We start from the raw sequence: 19,725 nt of genomic DNA, 5'->3' as shown, positions 1-19,725 counted from the left end.
GGCCCCTTTTTCTTAAAGTGTGTCGCGTTCAGTCATATTCACGCGACACATTTTAAGCTTTTGTTTTTACGCATGTCTCCCGAAACTGGTTCCCACTTCGGGAGACATGCTTTAGATCAGGAATTGCCCTTGAGGCGTGCATTGCAAAGGCTGTAATAGCCGCCGCCCTTCTGCACCCACTTCAGGCCGCCAAGTGCATTGGCATCCTTCAATGCGTGATACTGCTCAAGGCAGGTGTGCATGCGCGCCTTGCCAGCCGATTCATTCGAATATTTCGCAGAAACGGCAGTTGGGAACTTCACGCCCTTTGGAGCCGCGACGGTTGGTGCAGCAGGTTCGCTATTGCCATCCGTGCTGAGCGCAATCGGATCGGCTCCGGCGCCGCATTCGGCCTTACGGAAATCGTTCCACTTCACGCCACCATCTGTGCCTGCGTCCTTGGCAGCCTGATATTTGGCGCTGCACTGCTTCATCGTCAGGCCCTTGGCGCTGTCATCAGCGGCAGGAGCTGCCGTTTTTGCAGCCTTGGCGGCTGGCGCTGCTGCGGCAGGTGCCGCCGGAGCAGCTGCAGTATCGTCGTCGCCGCACTGCGCTTTGCGGAAGTCGTTCCACTTCAGATTGCCGAGCGTTCCGGCGTCTTTGGCGGCCTGATACTTGGTGCTACATTCCTTCATCGTCAACGCGCTTGCAGGCGACGAGAAGGTGAAAGCCGCTGCACCCATAATGATGGCGGTGCCTGCCAAAGCTGTGATGGTTCGAATGGACATTGCGTCACTCCCTATCGAATACGGCCCCTTGGATCGCGAGACACCGGATTGATGCTTCCCGACCAATCTCTATTGCATATGCAGGGATTCTATATTCCTCAGCATATGCCGGAATTAAGAAGAACGCAGGCCCAACCTGTTGCTCCTGTTCATTCCTTTTCCGCGCCAACATTGCTCCTGGCAAAATTGACTGTCAATCGTTTGCTTAATATTACAGGCTCTGGCAATACAAATTTTCTAACGATCATTTTCGGCCCGTTATGGTTACCGCCTTCATAGTAACGACATAGTAACGTCATCAAATTGACCCCTTTCTATTTAAGCAGAAACTGCATTAAGGACGGTGGACGATGCCACAGCGTATCATGATTATCGGTGGCGCCGGTTCAGGAAAATCAACGCTGGCGCGGGAACTGGGCCAGATGCTGGACCTGCCGGTCATCCACATCGACACCATCTACTGGCAGCCCGGCTGGGTGATGCGTTCGCTGGATGAAATCGCGCGTCTGACAAAGGAAGCGGCGGACCGTGAGGCCTGGGTTTTTGAGGGCAATCACAGCCATACCATGGCCTATCGCGCCTCGCGGGCCGACATGCTCATCTTTCTCGATATTTCAACTGCTCGTCGCCTCTGGCGGATCATCTGGCGCATCGTGAAATATCATGGCCGCACCCGACCGGATATGGGCTTAGACTGCCCGGAGCGTTTTGACTGGGATTTCATCAAATGGGTGGTCGATTATCGCAAAAATGGGCGAATTCGCGCCCTGAAATTCATGGAAGAGGCCCCAAATCGCCTGATAAAGCGCCATTTACGCGAGCCCCGCGAAGTGGACGCTTTTCTCGACAGCATTCGTCGCGAAACAAAACAAAAGCAAACCGACCATAAAAAGTAGCGAGCCAATAAAGGCAGGCGTAAAATAGCAATATTGCAAATGATGCCAAGGCGCTCTGGCACTGCTATATTCCATGCGTCTCCCAAGACTTGACGCTCGTGTACGATCATTGCAACAATGACCCTATCGGCACAGCGCAATCATCTGTTAAACGAGCGCCGGACCCAATCCGGCTTTTGACTTTTGAGCCGGTTTTCCGGCTCTCGCTGCTGGAGTCCGAACGTGGCCAATATCGCAGATAGCGCCGCTCCGCTTGCCGGTGTGCCCAATACAATGAGCCACGACCGTCATCGCCTCTACGAAGACGCGATGGCCATGCTCATTGGCACGTCGTTCATCGCGCTCGGCATCAATCTCTACAGTCATGCAACTTTGATGACCGGCAGCACCGCCGGTATCGCCCTTCTCATTCAATATGCGACGGGCACAAATTTCGGCCTGCTCTATTTCCTGATCAACCTGCCTTTCTATTATTTTGCCATCCGGCGCATGGGATGGCCATTCACGATCCGCACCTTCGTTGCGGTCGGCATGTTGTCGGGTTTTGCCTGGCTTATACCGCAGAGCGTCGATTTCAGCACGGTCAATCCGCTGTTTGCAGCGCTGATGGGCGGCACCTTGATGGGAATGGGTGTGTTGGCACTTTTCCGCCACCGCTCCGGCGTCGGCGGCGTCAATATTCTGGCGCTCTATCTCCAGGACGCTTATAAAATTCGGGCGGGCTGGTTTCAGCTCGGCCTTGATCTGGTGATCATGCTGGCATCACTGTTCTTCATCCCGTGGCAGAACATGGCGCTGTCCCTGCTGGGCGCAGTGGCGATGAACCTCATCATCGCGATCAATCACAAGCCGGGCCGCTATCTCGGCATGAGCTGATGCAAAAAAGCCGCCTTCGAAGGCGGCTTTTGTTTCCGGTCATGACTTTCGCAGTATCAGTGCGTGGTCATCCATTCGCGTGCATCGCGAAGGGCTGCGGCCAGTTCAGTCTTGCTCATTGTGGCGGCCACCTGATTGCGCATCCGGGCGGCCTTTTCGTTGCCGCGAATGGCAGCGATGTTGAGCCACTTATGGGCTGCGACCACGTCGATCTCGCAATCACGACCGATTGCAAACTTCATGCCCATTTCCAGAAGAATGCGGTCCTGCGAGGCGATCTTTTGCTGCTGCGTAAAGCTCTGAAACTGTGCCATTTTTCTTTGTCCCTGTTAAATCCCGAGAACCGTCCGGTCTTTCTTTCGTGGCGGTTGCTACCGCTTTGAAAACGCCGTCTCTGTCGTTCCGTTCATAATGTCGAGAATAGAGCTCAGGGCTGAAATGCGCGTTAAACCAGATGCTTAACGTCTGACCAACAAAATCCCAACAAGGTGTAAACTTGGGATTTTGTTAAACATCCAAGCCTCGCGGATTGCTGGGTTTTTCCAAAAATTCAATTCAAATCCACTCGGTGCATGGAAACCGGATGATAACCATAGGACAAACGCTGTCCGTCGGATTGGTGCATTTCGACGTTTACACATGCGCAGAGAATCCCTTCACCAACGCTCCCGCGAGAGTGAAAATTCCACTTCCGCTCTTGCGAAATCTCGTTTACGTTTACGTTTGCGTAAGTCGTGGCGATTGGGGGAGAACACTGTCGTCTTGCAAAACCGGCGCAATCCGAGGCTTTTCGATCAGGCAAAGGCCCCGGTTACGGCGACCACGGCAAATGAACGAAGCGGTTTGCGCCATATCCCGATGGAGCGGGACTGGCGCACATTGGGAGGAATGAATGATCCGCACTCTTATTCTTGGAATGACACTTGCAGCCAGTTTCGCCGCGCCCGCCCTGGCGGAGGAAGGCATTGTGGGCAGCTGGAAGCGCCCGAACGGTACCATCATCAGCTATGCGTCCTGCGGCGGCAACAAATTCTGCGGCACGGTCATGACCGGCGAGTACAAGGGCAAGTCCATCGGCACCATGTCCGGCACGGGTGGCAGCTACAAGGGCGAAGTCAACAAGCTCGACGAAGGCAAGACCTATACGGGCAAGGCATCGGTGAAGGGCAACACACTATCGCTGTCGGGATGCGTACTCGGCGGCCTGATCTGCAAGAGCGAAAGCCTGACGCGCCAATAATCGCGGCGGCAACAGTCACCAAACGAAAAGGGCGGCCTGAATAGCCGCCCTTTCCTTTTATTCCGCGTTTAGCGCGCTTTCTGGCCGAAGAGAATCTTCTGCGCTTCCTTGTCGTTAGCGAGATTGGATTTTTCGCGCTCTTCCTTACCGACAAGCAGACCGCGCGCGACGGCCGGACGCGCGTTCATGGTTTCATGCCAGCGCTTCACATTCGGGAAATCATCGAGGTTCTGCTCGTAGTTCTTGAAAGCATTCACCCAGCCGATACTGGCCATATCCGCGATGGAATACTCGCCGGTGATATAATCCTTGCCTTCGAGCTGACGGTTCAGCACGCCATAAAGACGGTTGACCTCATTGGTATAGCGGTCGATGCCATACTGCACCTTTTCCGGCGCATAGAGACGGAAGTGCCCCGCCTGACCCGACATCGGCCCCAGCCCGCCCATCTGCCACATCAGCCATTCGTCGACGGCCACGCGCTTGCGTTCGTCAGTCGGGTAAAACTTACCGAACTTACGTCCAAGATATTGGAGAATAGCGCCGGATTCGAAAACCGAGATCGGTTCGCCGCCCGGCCCTTCGGGATCGATGATCGCTGGCATGCGGTTGTTTGGGGCAATCTTCAAGAAGTCCGGTTTGAACTGGTCGCCCTTGCCGATATTGACATATTTGACCTCGTAAGGAACGCCCAGTTCCTCCAGCATGATGCTGATTTTGACGCCGTTCGGCGTTGGCCAATAGTACAGCTCGATGGGCTTTGTCTGTTCAACCATGGGCTTTCTCCAACTCGTTCGAGTGTGTGCAGCAGATTTGTGCGGGAAGCGTCCCGCGTTCCAATGATGGGAAACATAAGACCCATTTCGACAGGCACAAGACCAATCCGGCGCATTTAACGGAACATCAATATTTTTGAACCGCACATGAACGACCGTATCAGCTGCGGTTCAGGCGCGCTCGCTAAACTGGGCAACAACAAGGACGGATTTGAACCTTTTGGGGGCTTTCATGTTGCTCAGGCGCCTGACGATCGTTTGTCTGCTCATTGCCGGATTGGCGGTTGTCGCCGGCGTCTTCGCAGACAGGAAACACGATAGCTATCGTGACCAGACGATGTTCGGCCCGCTGGCTTCCATGCAGGTCAAGACGGGGAAACAGCCATGACCAAAACCATTCGTTCCAGTGCCGCAATCGCGCTGCGCGTATTCCTATTCACAGCGATTTTCACCGGCCCGGCGGCAACCTTCGCCTATATGCAAATCGGCGAGCACACCAAGATGAGTGGCGTCGGCCTTGTGCTCTATGTCAGCCTGCAACGCACCGCATAATCTGCTTCATTTTATGGTCATGGACTCTGCTATACTAAGCCATGACACAGCGAATCGAACAATCATTTCTCAACGAAATCAAAACGCCGTCGCCGGTCGAGCCGGAGGTGTTTACCGATGCGAGCGCGGCGGTTGCCGCGCTGCAAAAGCTTTACGAGCGCAATACGGGTTTTCTGCGCAATGCTTTCGAGAAAGTGGCGCGCGGGGAAATACGTGCCCAGCGATACCGCGCCTTCTACCCCGAGATTTGCCTTTCCACATCGAGCTTCGCGCATGTGGATTCGCGTCTGGCTTTTGGCCATGTTTCGACGCCGGGCGATTATTCCGCCACCATTACCCGTCCCGACCTGTTCGACCATTATCTGACCGAGCAAATCCGCCTGCTGATGCGCAATCACGGCGTGACGGTCACGGTGCGCGAATCGTCCACACCGATCCCGATCCATTTTGCCTTCATGGAAGGCACCTATGTGGAGGCCTCGGTCGCGAGCGCCTTCCAGCATCCGCTGCGCGATCTGTTCGACGTGCCGGATCTGGCGGCCACCGACGACAAGATCGTCAATGCAGACTTTGAACCCGCGCCGGGCGAACCGATGCCGCTTGCGCCCTTCACGGCACAGCGCATTGATTATTCGCTGCACCGGCTGGCGCATTACACGGCGACCAGCCCGGCGCATTTCCAGAACTTCGTGCTCTTCACCAACTACCAGTTCTACATGGATGAGTTCTGCGCCTATGCCCGCGATTTGATGGCGCAGGGCGGCGGCGGTTACGAACAATTCGTGGAACCGGGCAATCTCATTACCCGTGCGGGCGAAACCGCGCCAAGCAGCGGCACCCCATTGGGACGCCTGCCGCAGATGCCAGCCTATCACCTGCAGCGCTCCGACCATTCCGGCATCACCATGGTGAATATCGGCGTTGGACCTTCCAACGCCAAGACAATCACCGACCATATTGCCGTGCTGCGTCCGCATGCATGGCTGATGCTCGGCCATTGCGCAGGCCTGCGCAACAGCCAGCAGCTTGGCGATTACGTGCTGGCCCACGCTTATATGCGTGAGGATCACGTTCTCGACGACGACCTGCCGGTCTGGGTTCCCCTGCCCGCGCTGGCGGAAATTCAGGTCGCGCTGGAAGAAGCGGTCGAAGAAATCACCGGCCTCGAAGGCTATGATCTCAAGCGCATCATGCGTACCGGCACCGTTGCCACCATCGACAATCGCAACTGGGAACTGCGCGACCAGCGCGGCCCGGTGCAGCGTCTTTCGCAGGCACGCGCCGTTGCGCTCGACATGGAATCGGCCACCATCGCCGCCAACGGCTTCCGCTTCCGCGTACCCTACGGCACCCTGCTCTGCGTTTCGGACAAGCCACTGCACGGCGAGTTGAAGCTGCCGGGCATGGCGACCGAGTTCTACAAGCGGCAAGTGGCGCAGCATCTGCGCATCGGCATCCGCGCGGTGGAAAAGATCGCCGCCATGCCGGATGAAAGGCTGCATTCGCGCAAGCTTCGAAGCTTCTACGAGACGGCGTTCCAGTGAGGTTAGGGGAGTAGGGGAATAAGGGAATAGGGGAGTAGGTCTTCGGGAATGCGGCCTCAGCACCAACATACTCCCGTACTCCCCTATTCCCTTATTCCCTTATTCCCCTACTGCCCTCCTTCCATCATCACGCCGTAATCCATCCCTAAAGGCATCTCATGTCGAAGAGCCGTGAGAATATCCCCTTCCTGTTGCTGCTTGCCGCTGTAGCGGTATCCATCCCGCTCGTGCTGGGATTTCTCGGTGCGGTCCATCCGGCGCTCGATTCGTTTTCGCATTTTCGGGCACATCTCGCGGTTCTGATGATCGTGCTGGCTCTGCCGCTGCTGTTCACCAAGATGCGGCGCGAAGGTGCGATGTTGCTGCTGTTCGCCATCATGGCGCTCAGCACCACGCTCGGCATGGCGCGTGATTTTCTCAGCGATACGGCAGGCGCAACCTCAGCCGAAGCAACAGGGCCGCGCTATAGCCTCGTTCAGATCAATCTGCGGGAGGACAATCCGGAGCCAAAGCGCATCTTGCAAATGATCGCTCGCGAAAAGCCGGACATCATCACCTATCAGGAAGCCAGCGAGCAGTGGACGAAGTGGCTCGATATTCTCCAAGGGACTTATCCCTATCGCCTGCATTGCCGTAAGGATCCCCGCACTTGGGGCGTGGGTATACTGTCCCGCCGTCCTTTCGTTGAAGGCGCACAACCTGTTTGCATCGGTGATGGCGTGCTCGCTATCGCCCCCGTCGATCTCGGCGGCACGCATGTCAACGTAGCTTCACTGCATTTTTCATGGCCATGGCCGCGCTGGCAGCCCTATCAGCTTGGCTTCATAGAGCCGAGCTTAAGGGAGTTGGCTGGGCCGACGATCATCGCTGGTGATCTGAATGCCGTGCCGTGGAGCAATACCGTTCGCCGGATTGAGGCCGCGTCGAAGACCGCACATATGACAGGCATCGGGGGAAGCTGGTTCCCGTCGTTCCTGCCGGTGTCGCTAGCGCCTTTTCTCGGCCTGCCTATCGATCAGATTTTCACAAGCCCGGATATTGTTGCGCCCAGGGCTGCAGCCCGCGAAGATGCCGGGTCGGATCACCTGCCCGTTCGGCTGGACTTTTCGGTCCCAGCCCCGGTGCGCCCGGACGAAGACGAACCGGAAACGCAGTCCGTCATGCTGCAATAGAAGGAACTCCTCATGCAGATGTATCAGGTCGATGCGTTTACCGATCGCCTTTTCGGCGGAAATCCCGCTGCCGTTCTCGTCCTTGACGATTGGCTACCGGATGCACTGATGCTGGCAATTGCGCAGGAGAACAACCTCGCCGAAACCGCCTTCGTCAAGCCTCGCCCCGATGGAGCATGGGATTTGCGCTGGTTTGCCCCGGCGCATGAGGTTGATTTCTGTGGTCACGCTACCCTTGCGACAGCCCATGTCTTGTTCACCACGGCCAAGGCGGACACCCTGCTGGTCTTCCACAGCAGAGTGGGAGAACTGCGTGTGTCGAGGGAAACGGATAGCTACAGGCTAGACATTCCCCGCCTGTCGCCGGAAACCATTGACGCTTTGCCCCGCGAAATTGCCGATATCTTCGCCGAGCCGCCTGTCCACATTTTTCGGAATTTTGAAAACTTCTTTGTCGATCTCGGCAGCGCCGATGCCGTGCGGAGTTTTGTGCCGGACCTCGCCGCAATTGCCCTTCTCGGCCCGGTCGGTCTTGTTGTGACCGGGCAAGAAACGGACGATGCAAAGCCGGACTTCGTGTCCCGCTATTTTGTTCCGGGCGCAGGCATTCCAGAAGACCCGGTTACAGGGTCGATCCATGCCACGCTTGTGCCCTATTGGGCCTCACGGTTGGGACGCGACAAGCTCATGGCCTATCAGGCGTCGGCACGCGGAGGGTGGCTCGACTGCGAATTGAACGAGGATCGCGTTATTCTGCGGGGAAATGCCGTGACTTTCATGGAAGCCACGATCTTTCTGCCCGAAACGACATAGCTGTCATTCATCTGCAATAAAAAAGGCGGCCAACGGCCGCCTTTTCGCATTACATGTTCACATAGACCGGTCCTTCGCCGCCTTGTGGCGGGACCCAGTTGATGTTCTGGTTCGGGTCCTTGATATCGCATGTCTTGCAATGCACGCAGTTCTGCGCGTTGATGACGAAACGAACATCCTTGGCGCTTGGGTCCGCAGCCGAGTTGCCGTCCTTGTCCACCCATTCATAAACGCCTGCCGGGCAATAACGCGTCGATGGGCCTGCAAAAACATCGTGTTCCGACGTCGTCTGCAACTGCATATCGCGGACTTGCAGATGGATTGGTTCATTCTCGTCATGATTGGTGTTCGACAGAAACACCGACGACAGACGGTCGAAGGTCAAAACACCATCCGGCTTCGGATAGTCGATCTTCTTGTGCTTTGCTGCCGGTTCGAGCGACTGCGCATCGTTCTTGCCATGCTTCAGCGTGCCAAAGAACGAGAAGCCGAACAGCTGGTTCGTCCACATATCGAGACCGCCGAGAGCGACGCCCACCACTGTGCCAAACTTCGACCACAGTGGCTTGACGTTGCGGACCTTTTTCAGGTCCTTGCCGATCAGGCTCGAACGCCAGCTGTTTTCGATCTCGACCGGTTCGTCATTGGCGCGACCGGCTGCAATGGCTTCCGCCAGCTTGTCGGCGGCGAGAATGCCGGACAGAACCGCATTGTGGCTGCCCTTGATGCGCGGCACGTTTACGAAACCTGCCGAGCAACCGATCAGCGCGCCGCCCGGGAAGGACAGTTTCGGCACCGACTGGAAGCCGCCTTCCGTAATCGCGCGCGCGCCATAGGACAGGCGCTTGCCGCCTTCGAACACGTCGCGGATGGCCGGATGCGTCTTGAAACGCTGGAATTCTTCAAACGGCGACAGATACGGGTTCTTGTAGTTGAGGTGCAGCACAAAGCCGACCGCAACCATATTGTCTTCGAGATGATAGAGGAACGAACCGCCGCCGGTCTTCATGTCGAGCGGCCAGCCGAACGAATGCTGCACCAGACCCGGCTTATGCTTGGACGGATCGACCTGCCACAATTCCTTGAGGCCGATACCGTATTTGCCCGGTTCGCGGCCTTCATCCAGCTTGAACTTCGAGATCAGCTGCTTGGCCAGCGAACCGCGCGCGCCTTCACCGATCAGCGTATATTTGCCGAGCAGCGCCATGCCGCGCGTATAGTTCGGCCCATGCGTGCCGTCGCGCTCGACGCCCATGTCGCCGGTGGCGACACCGATGACCGCGCCTTCGTCATTGTAAAGCACTTCGGTTGCGGCAAAGCCCGGGTAGATTTCGACGCCAAGTTCTTCCGCCTTCGTGCCAAGCCAGCGGCAGACATTGCCGAGCGACACGATGTAATTGCCGTGATTGTTCATTAATGGCGGCATGGCGAAATTCGGCAAACGCACCGAACCGGCAGGGCCGAGCAGCAGGAAATGATCGTCCGTCACCGGCGTCTTGAAAGGGTGCCCCTCGTCGTCCCGCCAGTCCGGCAGCAACTGGTCGATGCCCACCGGATCGACAACCGCGCCAGACAGGATATGCGCACCGACTTCCCCGCCCTTTTCAAGGACCACGACAGAAAGCTCTGGATTGACCTGCTTCAGACGGATCGCCGCCGCAAGACCCGCAGGGCCCGCGCCGACGATCACAACGTCAAATTCCATGCTCTCGCGTTCGGGAAGCTCCGGGTTCGCATGTTCTGGGGCTTCGGACATTCATCCCTCCGTTCGGTATGCCATCATCGTCTCATTACGACAGCGAGATGATGCATCCAATTGTTTTTACGCATAATCCCCTTGCGAATACCCATCAACCAGCGCATTGGCCAGTAATGATTGGCATCCGATTGGATTTACCTGTTCCCGTCATTCGCCTTAACCTCTTACAGAGTTAGTCACTGTCGCAAATGCGTCCAATTGTCCAAAATCAGCGTCTGACTGCGTTTAATCATATTTACTTTAACGTAAACGTCAATTTCAATTGTTTGAAATCAGTGCGCTGGATTTTTTGTCGCGACCGGGGTGGTTTTCACCTCCCCGGCAAGCTTCCGGTGGTTAGTCGGCGGTTTGATCGTGAAAAGCGCGGCGCGCTCTTGCATTCGCGGTCAAAATTCGCCACCTCATCTATTGAGGTACAAAATGACTGATGGCCGCGAGATACTGGATATGGAAGGCTTGCTCCGCTTCTATGCGGAAGCGGGCGTTGACATGCCGCTCTCGGAAACGCCGATTGACCGCTTTGCCGAACCGCAGCGTGCGCCTGCCGCGCCACGACCGGACATGCAGGCCACAGAGCGCCCTCGCCCGCCACAGCAGCAGCCCAACCAGCAAAGCCGTTCGCAAAACTGGCAGCAACCCTCGGCCGCCGCAACGCCTTCGCCGGAAAGCAGGCCTGTTCAGGCCGCAGCCGACGTGCCCGATACGGCCCAGATCGCTCTGGCCCGGGAGGCCGCGGCACAAGCCGCGACATTGGACGAACTGCGCGAGAAGCTTGCGGCCTTTGACGGCTGCAATTTGAAATTCACCGCGAAGAACCTTTGCTTTGCCGATGGCGATCCTTCCTCCGACATCATGTTCATCGGCGAAGCGCCGGGACGGGATGAGGATATGGAAGGGCTGCCTTTCGTCGGCAAATCGGGCCAGCTTCTCAACCGGATGATCGAATCCATCGGTCTGAAGCGCGAGAGCGTTTATATCGCCAATACGATCCCCTGGCGCCCGCCGGGCAATCGCACGCCGACGCCGCTGGAAACCGAGCTTTGCCGCCCGTTCATCGAACGGCAGATAGAGCTTGCCGCGCCGAAAATACTGGTCGCACTCGGCGGACCGGCAGGCAAGGCGCTGACCGGAGCAACCGAAGGCATATTGCGGCTTCGCGGCAACTGGAAAATCCACCGCACGCCATCCGGCATGGAAATTCCTGTGCTGCCGACATTGCACCCGGCCTATCTTCTGCGCACACCGGCACAGAAGCGTTTTGCCTGGCGTGATTTTCTGTCCGTGAAGTTGAAACTAGACGAATTACGCAATTGATATTTCGGCCTTTCGGTGTCATCGCCTCTCGCACGAGAGCAATGCTTGTCACCAACATGCCGCAAACTTGTTCTATTTCGCCGCTTGCCAAAGCGCCTGACGGCGACAAGTAGTTTTAAAATCCAGACTCTTCGTTTCGGAGTATTTCATGGCTGGCCAGCTCCTGCCCATCGCCGCCCTGCTTGCAAGCACGTTCCTGATGCTGCTTGCCGGTGGCCTCGCGGGTATTCTTCTGCCGCTACGCGGCGGAATGGAAGGCTGGTCCACAACCACCATTGGCTGGATGGGAACAAGCTATTCGCTGGCCTTCACCATCGGCTGTATCGTCGTGCCGCATCTGGTGCGCCGCGTCGGCCATGTGCGCGTGTTTTCCGCTTTGTTGACCTTGCTGTCGATGGCGCTGTTGTTTCATGCGCTTGTGGTCAGCCCGGCGGCCTGGATGATCTTTCGTGGTGTCGCAGGCTTCTCGCTCGCAGGCAGCTACATGATTATCGAAAGCTGGCTGAACGAGCGCGTGACCAATGAATCGCGCGGGCGCATTTTCTCGATCTATATGATCATCACTATGCTCGGGCTTATGTGCGGACAGTATATCCTGCCCTTCGGCGATGCGATGACGCAGACGCTGTTCATCGTCTGCGCGATCATCTATGCCAGCGCCCTGCTGCCAACGGCCTTGTCCAGTGCCCAATCGCCGAACCCGCTGACGCAAGTGTCGCTCGACATCAAGGGGCTTTACCGCCGCTCACCCGCCGCAGCCATCGGCTCGCTCATCGCCGGTATCGTCGCCGGTACGTGGAACTTTCTTGCCGCGATCTATGGCGAGATGAACGGTCTTTCGACCTTCGGCATTGCGACCATGCTGGCCTCCGCAATGATCGGCGGTGCCATTTTCCAATATCCGCTCGGTCGCGCTTCTGACTTCGTGGACCGGCGCTATGTCATGGTTCTGGCCGGGCTTATCGGCTTCGCATTGTCGCTGGTCATGGTGCTGTTCCACCCGACCGCGCCTTATGCAATCTATGCGATGATGTTCCTGTTCGGCTCGGTGATCTATCCGATCTACAGCCTTAATGTCGCGCACGCGAATGACTATGCCGACGCCAGCGAATTCGTCAAAATCTCCGGTGGACTGCTGATCATCTATGGTGTGGGCAGTGTGATCGGACCCGCACTTTCCGGCCCGCTGATGGATGCCATCGGCCCTTCCGGCTTCTTCGTAACCATGGCCATCGCCTTTGGCGTTTATGGCCTGCACGCCTTCTGGCGTATTCGCAGGCTTCAGCGCCCCGCGATCAGCGAGCAGAAAACCGAATACAAGTTCCACACACCGGACGGCCAGTCCACGCCGGAAACCATGCAGCTTGATCCGCGTTCCGAAGGGCCGCAGGAAACGACAAGCTGATCTTTACTGGCCTTGCGGCGCGTTGACCTTATGCGGTTCGAGCGCGAGCTTGTGTTCGCGATAGATGATGAACCCGCCCGCTGCCATCACAATGACGCTGCCGACCAGCATTTCCATGGTCGGCACATCACCGAACAGCAGGAAGCCGATCAACAGGCCAAGCAACATCGACGTATATTCAAAGGGCGCGATGGTAGACATCGGCGCATGACGGTAGCATTCGGTGAGCAAAATCTGCGCAATGCCGCCCGCAAATCCCGCACCGACAAGCAGAGCCAGCTGTGTCCAGCTCGGCACGACCCAGCCGAAAGGCAGGCTAAACAGCGCAATGACGCTTGCCGATAGCGAAAAATAGATCACGATTGTTGCCGTGCGTTCTGTCTGCACCAGACGCCGCACCAGCAGCATGGCGATGGCGGAGGTGAAAGCTGCACCCAATGCGGATAGCGCCCCAATCGCCTCGGCCTGCCCGACATTGCCTTGCGAAAACAGCGTCATTCGCGGCCAGATAATCACCAGCACGCCGAACAGGCCAACCAGAACCGCGCTCCAGCGATAGAACCGCACGACTTCATGCAGGATGACCGCGCCGAGAATCACCGTGATCAGCGGCGAGGCGTAATTAATGGCGATTGCTTCGGGAAGCGGCAGTTTCATCAACGCAAAGAAGCTCATCGTCATGGAACAGACGCCGACCAGACCACGCCAGAAATGACTGAAACCGTGCTGCGTCCGAAACGCGCCGGAAAGCTGCCCACGCCATTGCAGATAGAGCAGAACGGCAATCACCGCAAAAAAGGATCGGAAGAAAATCAGCTGCCCAAGCGGCACGCCGTCAGCGGCCTTGAGCATGGTGGACATGCCGACGAAAACGGCAACGGAAGCAATCTTGAGGCCGATGCCGAGCATCGGATTCGAGTCCAGCCCTGCCGCCTCAACAGGTGCACTCGCACGAGCGTTCACGATGCAATTCCCCAAACGTACCGCGTAAAAAGCGTGGCCTGAATATTATGACCACATTGATTTCTTAAGCTTGTTTGCAGAGAACCGCCACCCGGACTTGGCGTGATCGCGAAATTTAATTGACGCAAGCGCTTTTCTTGTCGTTTGCGCAAAAGCCGGGTACGAATCCAGCATGAGAGCGGTTCCTGTTTAGACGGAATCGTCGGAACCGCTCTATCCATTTGTGTTTACGCATTTCCGAACGCAAAACCGCTTCGCACTTTTGCTGGAAATGCTCTGAAGTCCACAGAAAGAGTTCCGCAATGCGTACAGAAACCGGCCAGACATTTCGTCTCGAAGATTACCGCCCGACGCCTTACGCGATACCGGAAACAAAACTCGACTTCACGCTGGAGCCGGAAAACACCATTGTCCGCGCCGAGTTGACCATCGAGCGCCGCCCGGGCACCGCGCCCGGCACACCGCTGGTCCTCGACGGCGACGAACTGAAGCTCGTCAGCATCGCCATCAACGGCACGCCGCTTGCTGATAACAGCTATGCCGCGACGCCAGATCTCCTGACCATCAGCGATTTGCCGGAAGGCGAGCGTTTCACGCTGGAAATCGTCACCGCCGTCAACCCGTCGACCAACCGCCAGCTGTCAGGGCTTTATCGCTCCAGCAGCGTGTATTGCACGCAATGCGAAGCGGAAGGCTTTCGCCGCATCACCTATTATTATGACCGGCCCGACGTGCTTTCCGTCTATACCGTGCGTGTCGAAGCCGACCGCGAAGCCGCACCGATCCTGCTCGCCAATGGCAACCCCGTTGAAAACAGCGCGACGGCAGGCAATGCCGACCGGCACTTTGCAGTGTGGCACGATCCGCATCCGAAGCCGTCCTATCTCTTCGCTCTCGTTGCCGGCTCGCTCGGCGTCGTGAAGGATCATTTCACCACCGCTTCGGGACGTCCGGTTGATCTCGCCATCTATGTCGAGCATGGCAAGGAGAAGCGCGCGCTTTACGCCATGGATGCGCTGAAGCGCTCCATGCAATGGGACGAGGAAAAGTTCGGGCGCGAATATGATCTCGATGTTTTCAACATTGTCGCCGTGTCGGATTTCAATATGGGCGCGATGGAAAACAAGGGCCTCAATGTCTTCAACGACAAATATGTGCTGGCCGACCCGGAAACCGCAACCGATCTGGATTATGCCGGTATTGAGGCCGTCATCGCGCATGAGTATTTTCACAACTGGACCGGCAATCGCATCACCTGCCGCGACTGGTTCCAGCTCTGCCTCAAGGAAGGGCTGACCGTCTATCGCGATCACGAATTCTCTGCCGACCAGCGCTCCCGCCCGGTAAAGCGCATCGCCGAGGTGAAGATCCTGAAGGCGCAGCAGTTCCCGGAAGATGGCGGCCCCCTCGCCCATCCGGTGCGCCCGCGCGAATACCGCGAAATCAATAATTTCTATACGGCGACGGTCTATGAAAAAGGCTCGGAAGTCGTGCGCATGATCCGCACGATCATCGGCCCGGACCTGTTCCGCAAGGGCATGGACCTCTATTTCGAGCGCCATGACGGCGATGCCGCCACCATCGAAGATTTCATCAAGGTTTTCGCCGACGTTTCCGGACAAGACTTTGCGCAATTCGCGCTCTGGTACGATCAGGCAGGCACCCCGCGCGTGGAAGCGGATTTCGATTATGATGCGGCGGCTGAAACCTTCACCATCCGTTTGAAACAAGCGCTGGCGGCGACACCCGGCCAGCCGGTGAAAAAGCCGATGCATATCCCAATCGCGTTCGGCCTTATTGGGCCAGACGGCAAGGATATAGAGCCCACTTCCGTGGAAGGTGGCGACGTGCATGACCATGTCATCCATCTGCACCATGCGTCTGAAACCATTCTTTTCCACGGCATCAAGGCGCGCCCGGTTGCCTCGCTGCTGCGCGGCTTTTCCGCGCCGGTCAATCTCACTTCACCGCTCTCCGAGGAAGACCTGACATTTCTGGCGCTGAACGACAGCGATCCGGTTGCGCGCTGGCAGGCCATGACCAGCATTCTCACCCGCGCCCTGCTCGACGGCGCAAAGCGCGTTCGCGGCGGTTATCAGCCGGAGCTGAATGCCAAGGTAGTTGAACTGGTCGGTCGCGTTGCGTCCGACGAAACGCTCGACCCGGCGTTCCGCGCACTCTGCCTGACGCTTCCAAGCGAAAGCGACGTGGCGCGTGAAATGGGTGACAATGTCGATCCCGACGCTATCCTTGCCAGCCGTGACCACTTGATCGCCGCGATTGCATCGGCCTATGCGACCGATTTCGCGAAACTTTACGACGGTCTCAAGCAGACCGGCGCGTTCACGCCGGATGCGGAAGCCGCAGGCAAGCGTTCCTTGCGCAATGCGCTGCTCGATTATCTGAGCCGCCATGAGCAGAACCAGCGTCGTGCCGCCCTGCAATATGCAGATGCCGACAACATGACCGACCGCTTCGCAGCGCTGACGATTCTCGTCCATCGCTTCGGCGATACGGATGAAGCACAGGAAGCCCTGTCCGGCTTTGAACAGCGTTTCGGCGGCGACGGCCTTGTCATGGACAAATGGTTCAATGTTCAGGCAACCCGACCCGGCGACCATGCGCTGAAAACGGTGCGCAAGCTTGCCGTCCATCGCCTGTTCTCGCTCGACAATCCCAATCGGGTGCGCTCGCTGATCGGCTCGTTCTCGGCGTCGAATCCGACCGGTTTCAACCGCAAGGACGGCGCGGCCTATGCGTTCTTCGCCGACACGATCCTCGCCATCGATCCCGAAAACCCGCAGCTCTCGGCGCGGCTTTTGACCTCGATGCGTTCGTGGCGGTCGCTCGAAGAAACGCGGCGCGAACACGCCCGTGCCGCTCTTGCCCGCATATCGGGTACGGCGAAGCTTTCCACCGACCTGCGCGACATCGTGGACCGCACTCTCGCCTGATTCGCTGGCGACAATCGAAACAGCATGATTCGCCCCTGCCCGCCGCCTCGTCGCGGCTGGCAGGGTGAACAGCTATGCCCGCCAGCGCTTGTCTGACAAGCTTTCGGAGCGAGCATGTTTTTCATGAGTCTTTTCATGGATTTAAGCGCGTCAGCTGACGAACTGATTCCAGTTAAGAGCTTGAGATTCATAAGAAAATCAGCAGCAGCAAACGGGCTTTTTTACGTCTCGTTAACGAAATCGCTGGACAGCGCGAATCACTTTTGATTCATTGAATGCATTCGGAGGTGGCGTATTCCGAATCACTTCACTCGCAGGCATTTCACGAGGGACCATCAGATGGCGAGCACCGACGCGTATGGCGCGCCGGCGGGGACGCATTGCGAATCCGGTCGGAAGAGAAGGAAAGGCAAGGTCTCTGGCCATGTCCGTCTTCTCGCGGGTCCGGCCTATGGCAAGTTTATCTCGATGGAACCCATTCTGCGCCGCCTCGTTCCCGCGCTGATCATCATCTTCCTCGTCATTTTGGGTGTCGCCCGCGTGTTCTCCATGCTGGCCTGGCATGACGAAATCGAACAGCAGCACAAGGCTTCGCTGTCGGCGGCGACCGCCAATCTCGCGCAAATGATCGAGCGCGTGGCGAACGGCACCACGGCAGGCGCGCAGATTTCCGCCAAAGACCTTCAGGACACGATTGCCGAATTTCGCTCGCGCGGCCTCTCCTCGCCCGGCATGACGGTTGCCGTCCTGGACGGTCAGTCGTTGGTGGTCGCAGCCTCCGGCCCGCTCTCCGATTTGACCGGGAAGCCGATCGATACGATCCTGACGGAAGCGCAACCGCTGTTCCTCTTTGCCGAGCGCGCAGGCGTATTGAAAGTGATGTTGCAGGGCGAAGCCGCCTATGGCGCCTTGTCCAAGCCACTGACGGCGCCCTATTCCGTCATAGCGACGGAAGCAGAAAACACGATCTTTGCCGAATGGCGTCGCGCCGTGTCGCTCAACGTCACGCTCTTTGCAGGCACCACCGGCGTCATGTTCGCCATTCTCTACGCCTATTTCAGTCAGGCAGCGCGCGCTCGCGAAGCCGACGATCTGTCCAACCAGATCCAGCGCCGGATTGATCTGGCCATGGCGCGCGGACGCTGCGGCCTCTGGGATTGGGACATGGCGCGCGGGCGCATCTACTGGTCGCATTCCATGTATGAAATGCTGGGCTATGAAGCGCAGGACGCGGTTCTGCCCTTTGGCGATGTCGCTGCGATCATCAATCCTGAAGACGGCGACCTTTATTCTCTTGCTGAGCAAGCCGCCGCTGGAGACTTCTCACATGTCGACCGCGTGTTCCGCATGCGCCATGCGGACGGGTCGTGGGTGTGGATGCGTGTGCGTGCCGATATTGCCGCCGAGGGCGACCTGCATCTGGTCGGCATCGCCTTCGACGTCAGCGAACAGCACCGCTTTGCGGAAGCGACAGCGGAAGCGGACATGCGCATCCGCGAAGCCATCGAGAATATTTCGGAAGCCTTCATTCTCTGGGATTCCAACAACCGTCTGGTGATGGCGAATTCCAAGTTCAGCGAATATGCGGGTCTGCCAGTCTGGACGCTGAAGCCGGGCGTGCCGCGCAATGAAGTCGACGCCCATACGCGCCCGTTCACCTTCGAACGCCGCATGGCCAACGAACACAATCGCGCAGGCGGTCAGACCTTTGAACGCCAGCTCAGCGATGGCCGCTGGCTACAGGTCAACGAACGCCGCACGCAGGATGGCGGCCTCGTTTCCATCGGCACCGACATTACCCAGCTCAAGCTGCATCAGGAACGTTTGGTGGACAGCGAACGTCGCCTCATGGCAACGATCCACGATCTGTCCATTGCCCGCAAAGGCGAGCGCGACCGTGTGCGCGAATTGTCCGAACTTGCCCGCAAATACGGTCAGGAAAAGGAACGCGCCGAAGCCGCCAACCGCGCCAAGTCGGAATTCCTCGCCAATATGTCCCATGAGCTGCGCACGCCGCTCAATGCGATCATCGGCTTTTCGGAGATGATCCAGGCGGGCACCTTCGGGCCCCTCGGCTCCGACCGCTACGAGGAATATATCAACGATATTCACACCAGCGGTAACTTCCTGCTGAATGTCATCAACGACATTCTCGACATGTCGAAGATCGAAGCCGGTCATTTCTCGCTCGACCGTGAGCAGATCGACCTTTGCCCGCTCATAAATGAGACGGTACGCATGATTTCGCTGCAGGCCGACGAGAAGAACATCACGGTCGAAACGCGCATCGAAGATGCGATGCAGCTCTATGCCGACCGCCGCGCGGTCAAGCAGGTGTTGATCAATCTTCTGTCCAACGCGGTCAAGTTCACGTCCCATAACGGGCACATCACAGTGCGCGCCCGCAAGGCCGGATCGGCCCTGTTCATGACCATTCAGGACACGGGCGTCGGCATTCCAAAATCGGCATTGAAGAAGATCGGCCAGCCGTTTGAACAGGTTGAAAACCAGTTCACCAAGAGCCATAGCGGCTCCGGCCTCGGGCTCGCCATCACCCGTTCATTGGCCGAACTGCATGGCGGCTGGCTGCGCATCCGCTCGACCGAAGGCGTCGGCACGGTGGTTGCGGTCAGCATACCCGACCGCAAGGCGGTTCAGATCAGCGGGCACAGCACCGCGATCCACGCGGCGTAA

Annotated in this window: 17 protein-coding genes; 12 read left to right on the top strand and 5 right to left on the bottom strand. The window is 57.7% G+C overall.

What is annotated here, in order from left to right; genetic code table 11:
* Positions 1-116 precede the first annotated feature (116 nt).
* Positions 117-767: an antifreeze protein gene (locus D8666_RS00335; protein WP_109368629.1), complete on the bottom strand. Its 651-nt coding sequence runs from the start codon at positions 765-767 to the stop codon at positions 117-119.
* A gap of 350 nt (positions 768-1,117) precedes the next feature.
* Between D8666_RS00335 and D8666_RS00330 the strand changes: the two genes are divergently transcribed.
* Together D8666_RS00330 and D8666_RS00325 are read left to right on the top strand one after the other, a co-directional pair.
* A complete protein-coding gene (locus tag D8666_RS00330; protein WP_109368628.1) occupies positions 1,118-1,663 on the top strand; it encodes a P-loop NTPase family protein in 546 nt (181 codons plus the stop codon).
* A 222-nt stretch (positions 1,664-1,885) separates the two neighbouring features.
* A complete protein-coding gene (locus tag D8666_RS00325) occupies positions 1,886-2,539 on the top strand; it encodes a YitT family protein (protein WP_109368627.1) in 654 nt (217 codons plus the stop codon).
* A 56-nt stretch (positions 2,540-2,595) separates the two neighbouring features.
* Here D8666_RS00325 and D8666_RS00320 read toward each other — a convergent pair whose 3' ends face one another.
* Positions 2,596-2,853 (bottom strand): hypothetical protein, encoded by a 258-nt coding sequence (locus D8666_RS00320; RefSeq protein ID WP_109368626.1) that lies wholly within the window; start codon positions 2,851-2,853, stop codon positions 2,596-2,598.
* Positions 2,854-3,431: 578 nt separating this feature from the next.
* Here D8666_RS00320 and D8666_RS00315 point away from each other — a divergent pair.
* On the top strand, positions 3,432-3,779 hold the full coding sequence (locus D8666_RS00315) for a DUF2147 domain-containing protein (protein WP_109368625.1): 348 nt from the start codon (positions 3,432-3,434) through the stop codon (positions 3,777-3,779).
* 68 nt (positions 3,780-3,847) lie between these two features.
* Here D8666_RS00315 and D8666_RS00310 read toward each other — a convergent pair whose 3' ends face one another.
* Positions 3,848-4,555 (bottom strand): glutathione S-transferase N-terminal domain-containing protein, encoded by a 708-nt coding sequence (locus D8666_RS00310; RefSeq protein WP_109368624.1) that lies wholly within the window; start codon positions 4,553-4,555, stop codon positions 3,848-3,850.
* A gap of 232 nt (positions 4,556-4,787) precedes the next feature.
* Here D8666_RS00310 and D8666_RS24085 point away from each other — a divergent pair, with 232 nt between their 5' ends.
* The 5 genes from D8666_RS24085 (at position 4,788) to D8666_RS00295 (ending at position 8,636) form a co-directional block, all read left to right on the top strand.
* Positions 4,788-4,943, top strand: coding sequence for a hypothetical protein (locus D8666_RS24085; RefSeq protein WP_167836020.1), 156 nt, complete (start codon positions 4,788-4,790; stop codon positions 4,941-4,943).
* Positions 4,940-5,107 carry a hypothetical protein gene (locus D8666_RS24080; protein WP_167836019.1) on the top strand — a complete coding sequence of 56 codons (168 nt, stop codon included), beginning with the start codon at positions 4,940-4,942 and terminating at the stop codon, positions 5,105-5,107. Before D8666_RS24085 ends, D8666_RS24080 begins: the two co-directional genes overlap by 4 nt.
* A 41-nt stretch (positions 5,108-5,148) precedes the next feature.
* Entirely contained in the window at positions 5,149-6,651 is a 1,503-nt protein-coding gene (locus D8666_RS00305) for an AMP nucleosidase (protein WP_121535546.1), read from the top strand.
* Positions 6,652-6,809: 158 nt separating this feature from the next.
* Complete coding sequence (locus tag D8666_RS00300) at positions 6,810-7,823, top strand: endonuclease/exonuclease/phosphatase family protein (protein WP_121535543.1); 1,014 nt, start codon at positions 6,810-6,812, stop codon at positions 7,821-7,823.
* A 12-nt stretch (positions 7,824-7,835) separates the two neighbouring features.
* A complete protein-coding gene (locus tag D8666_RS00295; protein ID WP_121535540.1) occupies positions 7,836-8,636 on the top strand; it encodes a PhzF family phenazine biosynthesis protein in 801 nt (266 codons plus the stop codon).
* Between the two features lie 49 nt (positions 8,637-8,685).
* On the opposite strand, the gene D8666_RS00290 is transcribed toward D8666_RS00295, so the two are convergent.
* On the bottom strand, positions 8,686-10,392 hold the full coding sequence (locus tag D8666_RS00290) for an electron transfer flavoprotein-ubiquinone oxidoreductase (protein WP_121535537.1): 1,707 nt from the start codon (positions 10,390-10,392) through the stop codon (positions 8,686-8,688).
* Between the two features lie 423 nt (positions 10,393-10,815).
* Between D8666_RS00290 and D8666_RS00285 the strand changes: the two genes are divergently transcribed.
* The gene (locus D8666_RS00285; protein WP_109368619.1) at positions 10,816-11,709 is read left to right on the top strand and encodes a uracil-DNA glycosylase; all 894 of its coding nucleotides are present in this window, start codon (positions 10,816-10,818) and stop codon (positions 11,707-11,709) included.
* 148 nt (positions 11,710-11,857) lie between these two features.
* Entirely contained in the window at positions 11,858-13,114 is a 1,257-nt protein-coding gene (locus D8666_RS00280; protein ID WP_121535534.1) for an MFS transporter, read from the top strand.
* A gap of 3 nt (positions 13,115-13,117) precedes the next feature.
* Here D8666_RS00280 and D8666_RS00275 read toward each other — a convergent pair whose 3' ends face one another.
* Positions 13,118-14,023: a DMT family transporter gene (locus D8666_RS00275; RefSeq protein ID WP_121535531.1), complete on the bottom strand. Its 906-nt coding sequence runs from the start codon at positions 14,021-14,023 to the stop codon at positions 13,118-13,120.
* Between the two features lie 356 nt (positions 14,024-14,379).
* Between D8666_RS00275 and pepN the strand changes: the two genes are divergently transcribed.
* Both pepN and D8666_RS00265 read left to right on the top strand, forming a co-directional pair.
* The gene (gene pepN, locus D8666_RS00270) at positions 14,380-17,031 is read left to right on the top strand and encodes an aminopeptidase N (RefSeq protein ID WP_121535527.1); all 2,652 of its coding nucleotides are present in this window, start codon (positions 14,380-14,382) and stop codon (positions 17,029-17,031) included.
* A gap of 339 nt (positions 17,032-17,370) precedes the next feature.
* Positions 17,371-19,725: a PAS domain-containing sensor histidine kinase gene (locus tag D8666_RS00265; protein ID WP_121535524.1), complete on the top strand. Its 2,355-nt coding sequence runs from the start codon at positions 17,371-17,373 to the stop codon at positions 19,723-19,725.

The organism is Ochrobactrum soli, assembly GCF_003664555.1.
GTDB lineage: Bacteria > Pseudomonadota > Alphaproteobacteria > Rhizobiales > Rhizobiaceae > Brucella > Brucella teleogrylli.
The sequence above is the reverse complement of the archived record's forward strand: the minus strand, read 5'-3'. Positions and strand labels throughout refer to the sequence as shown.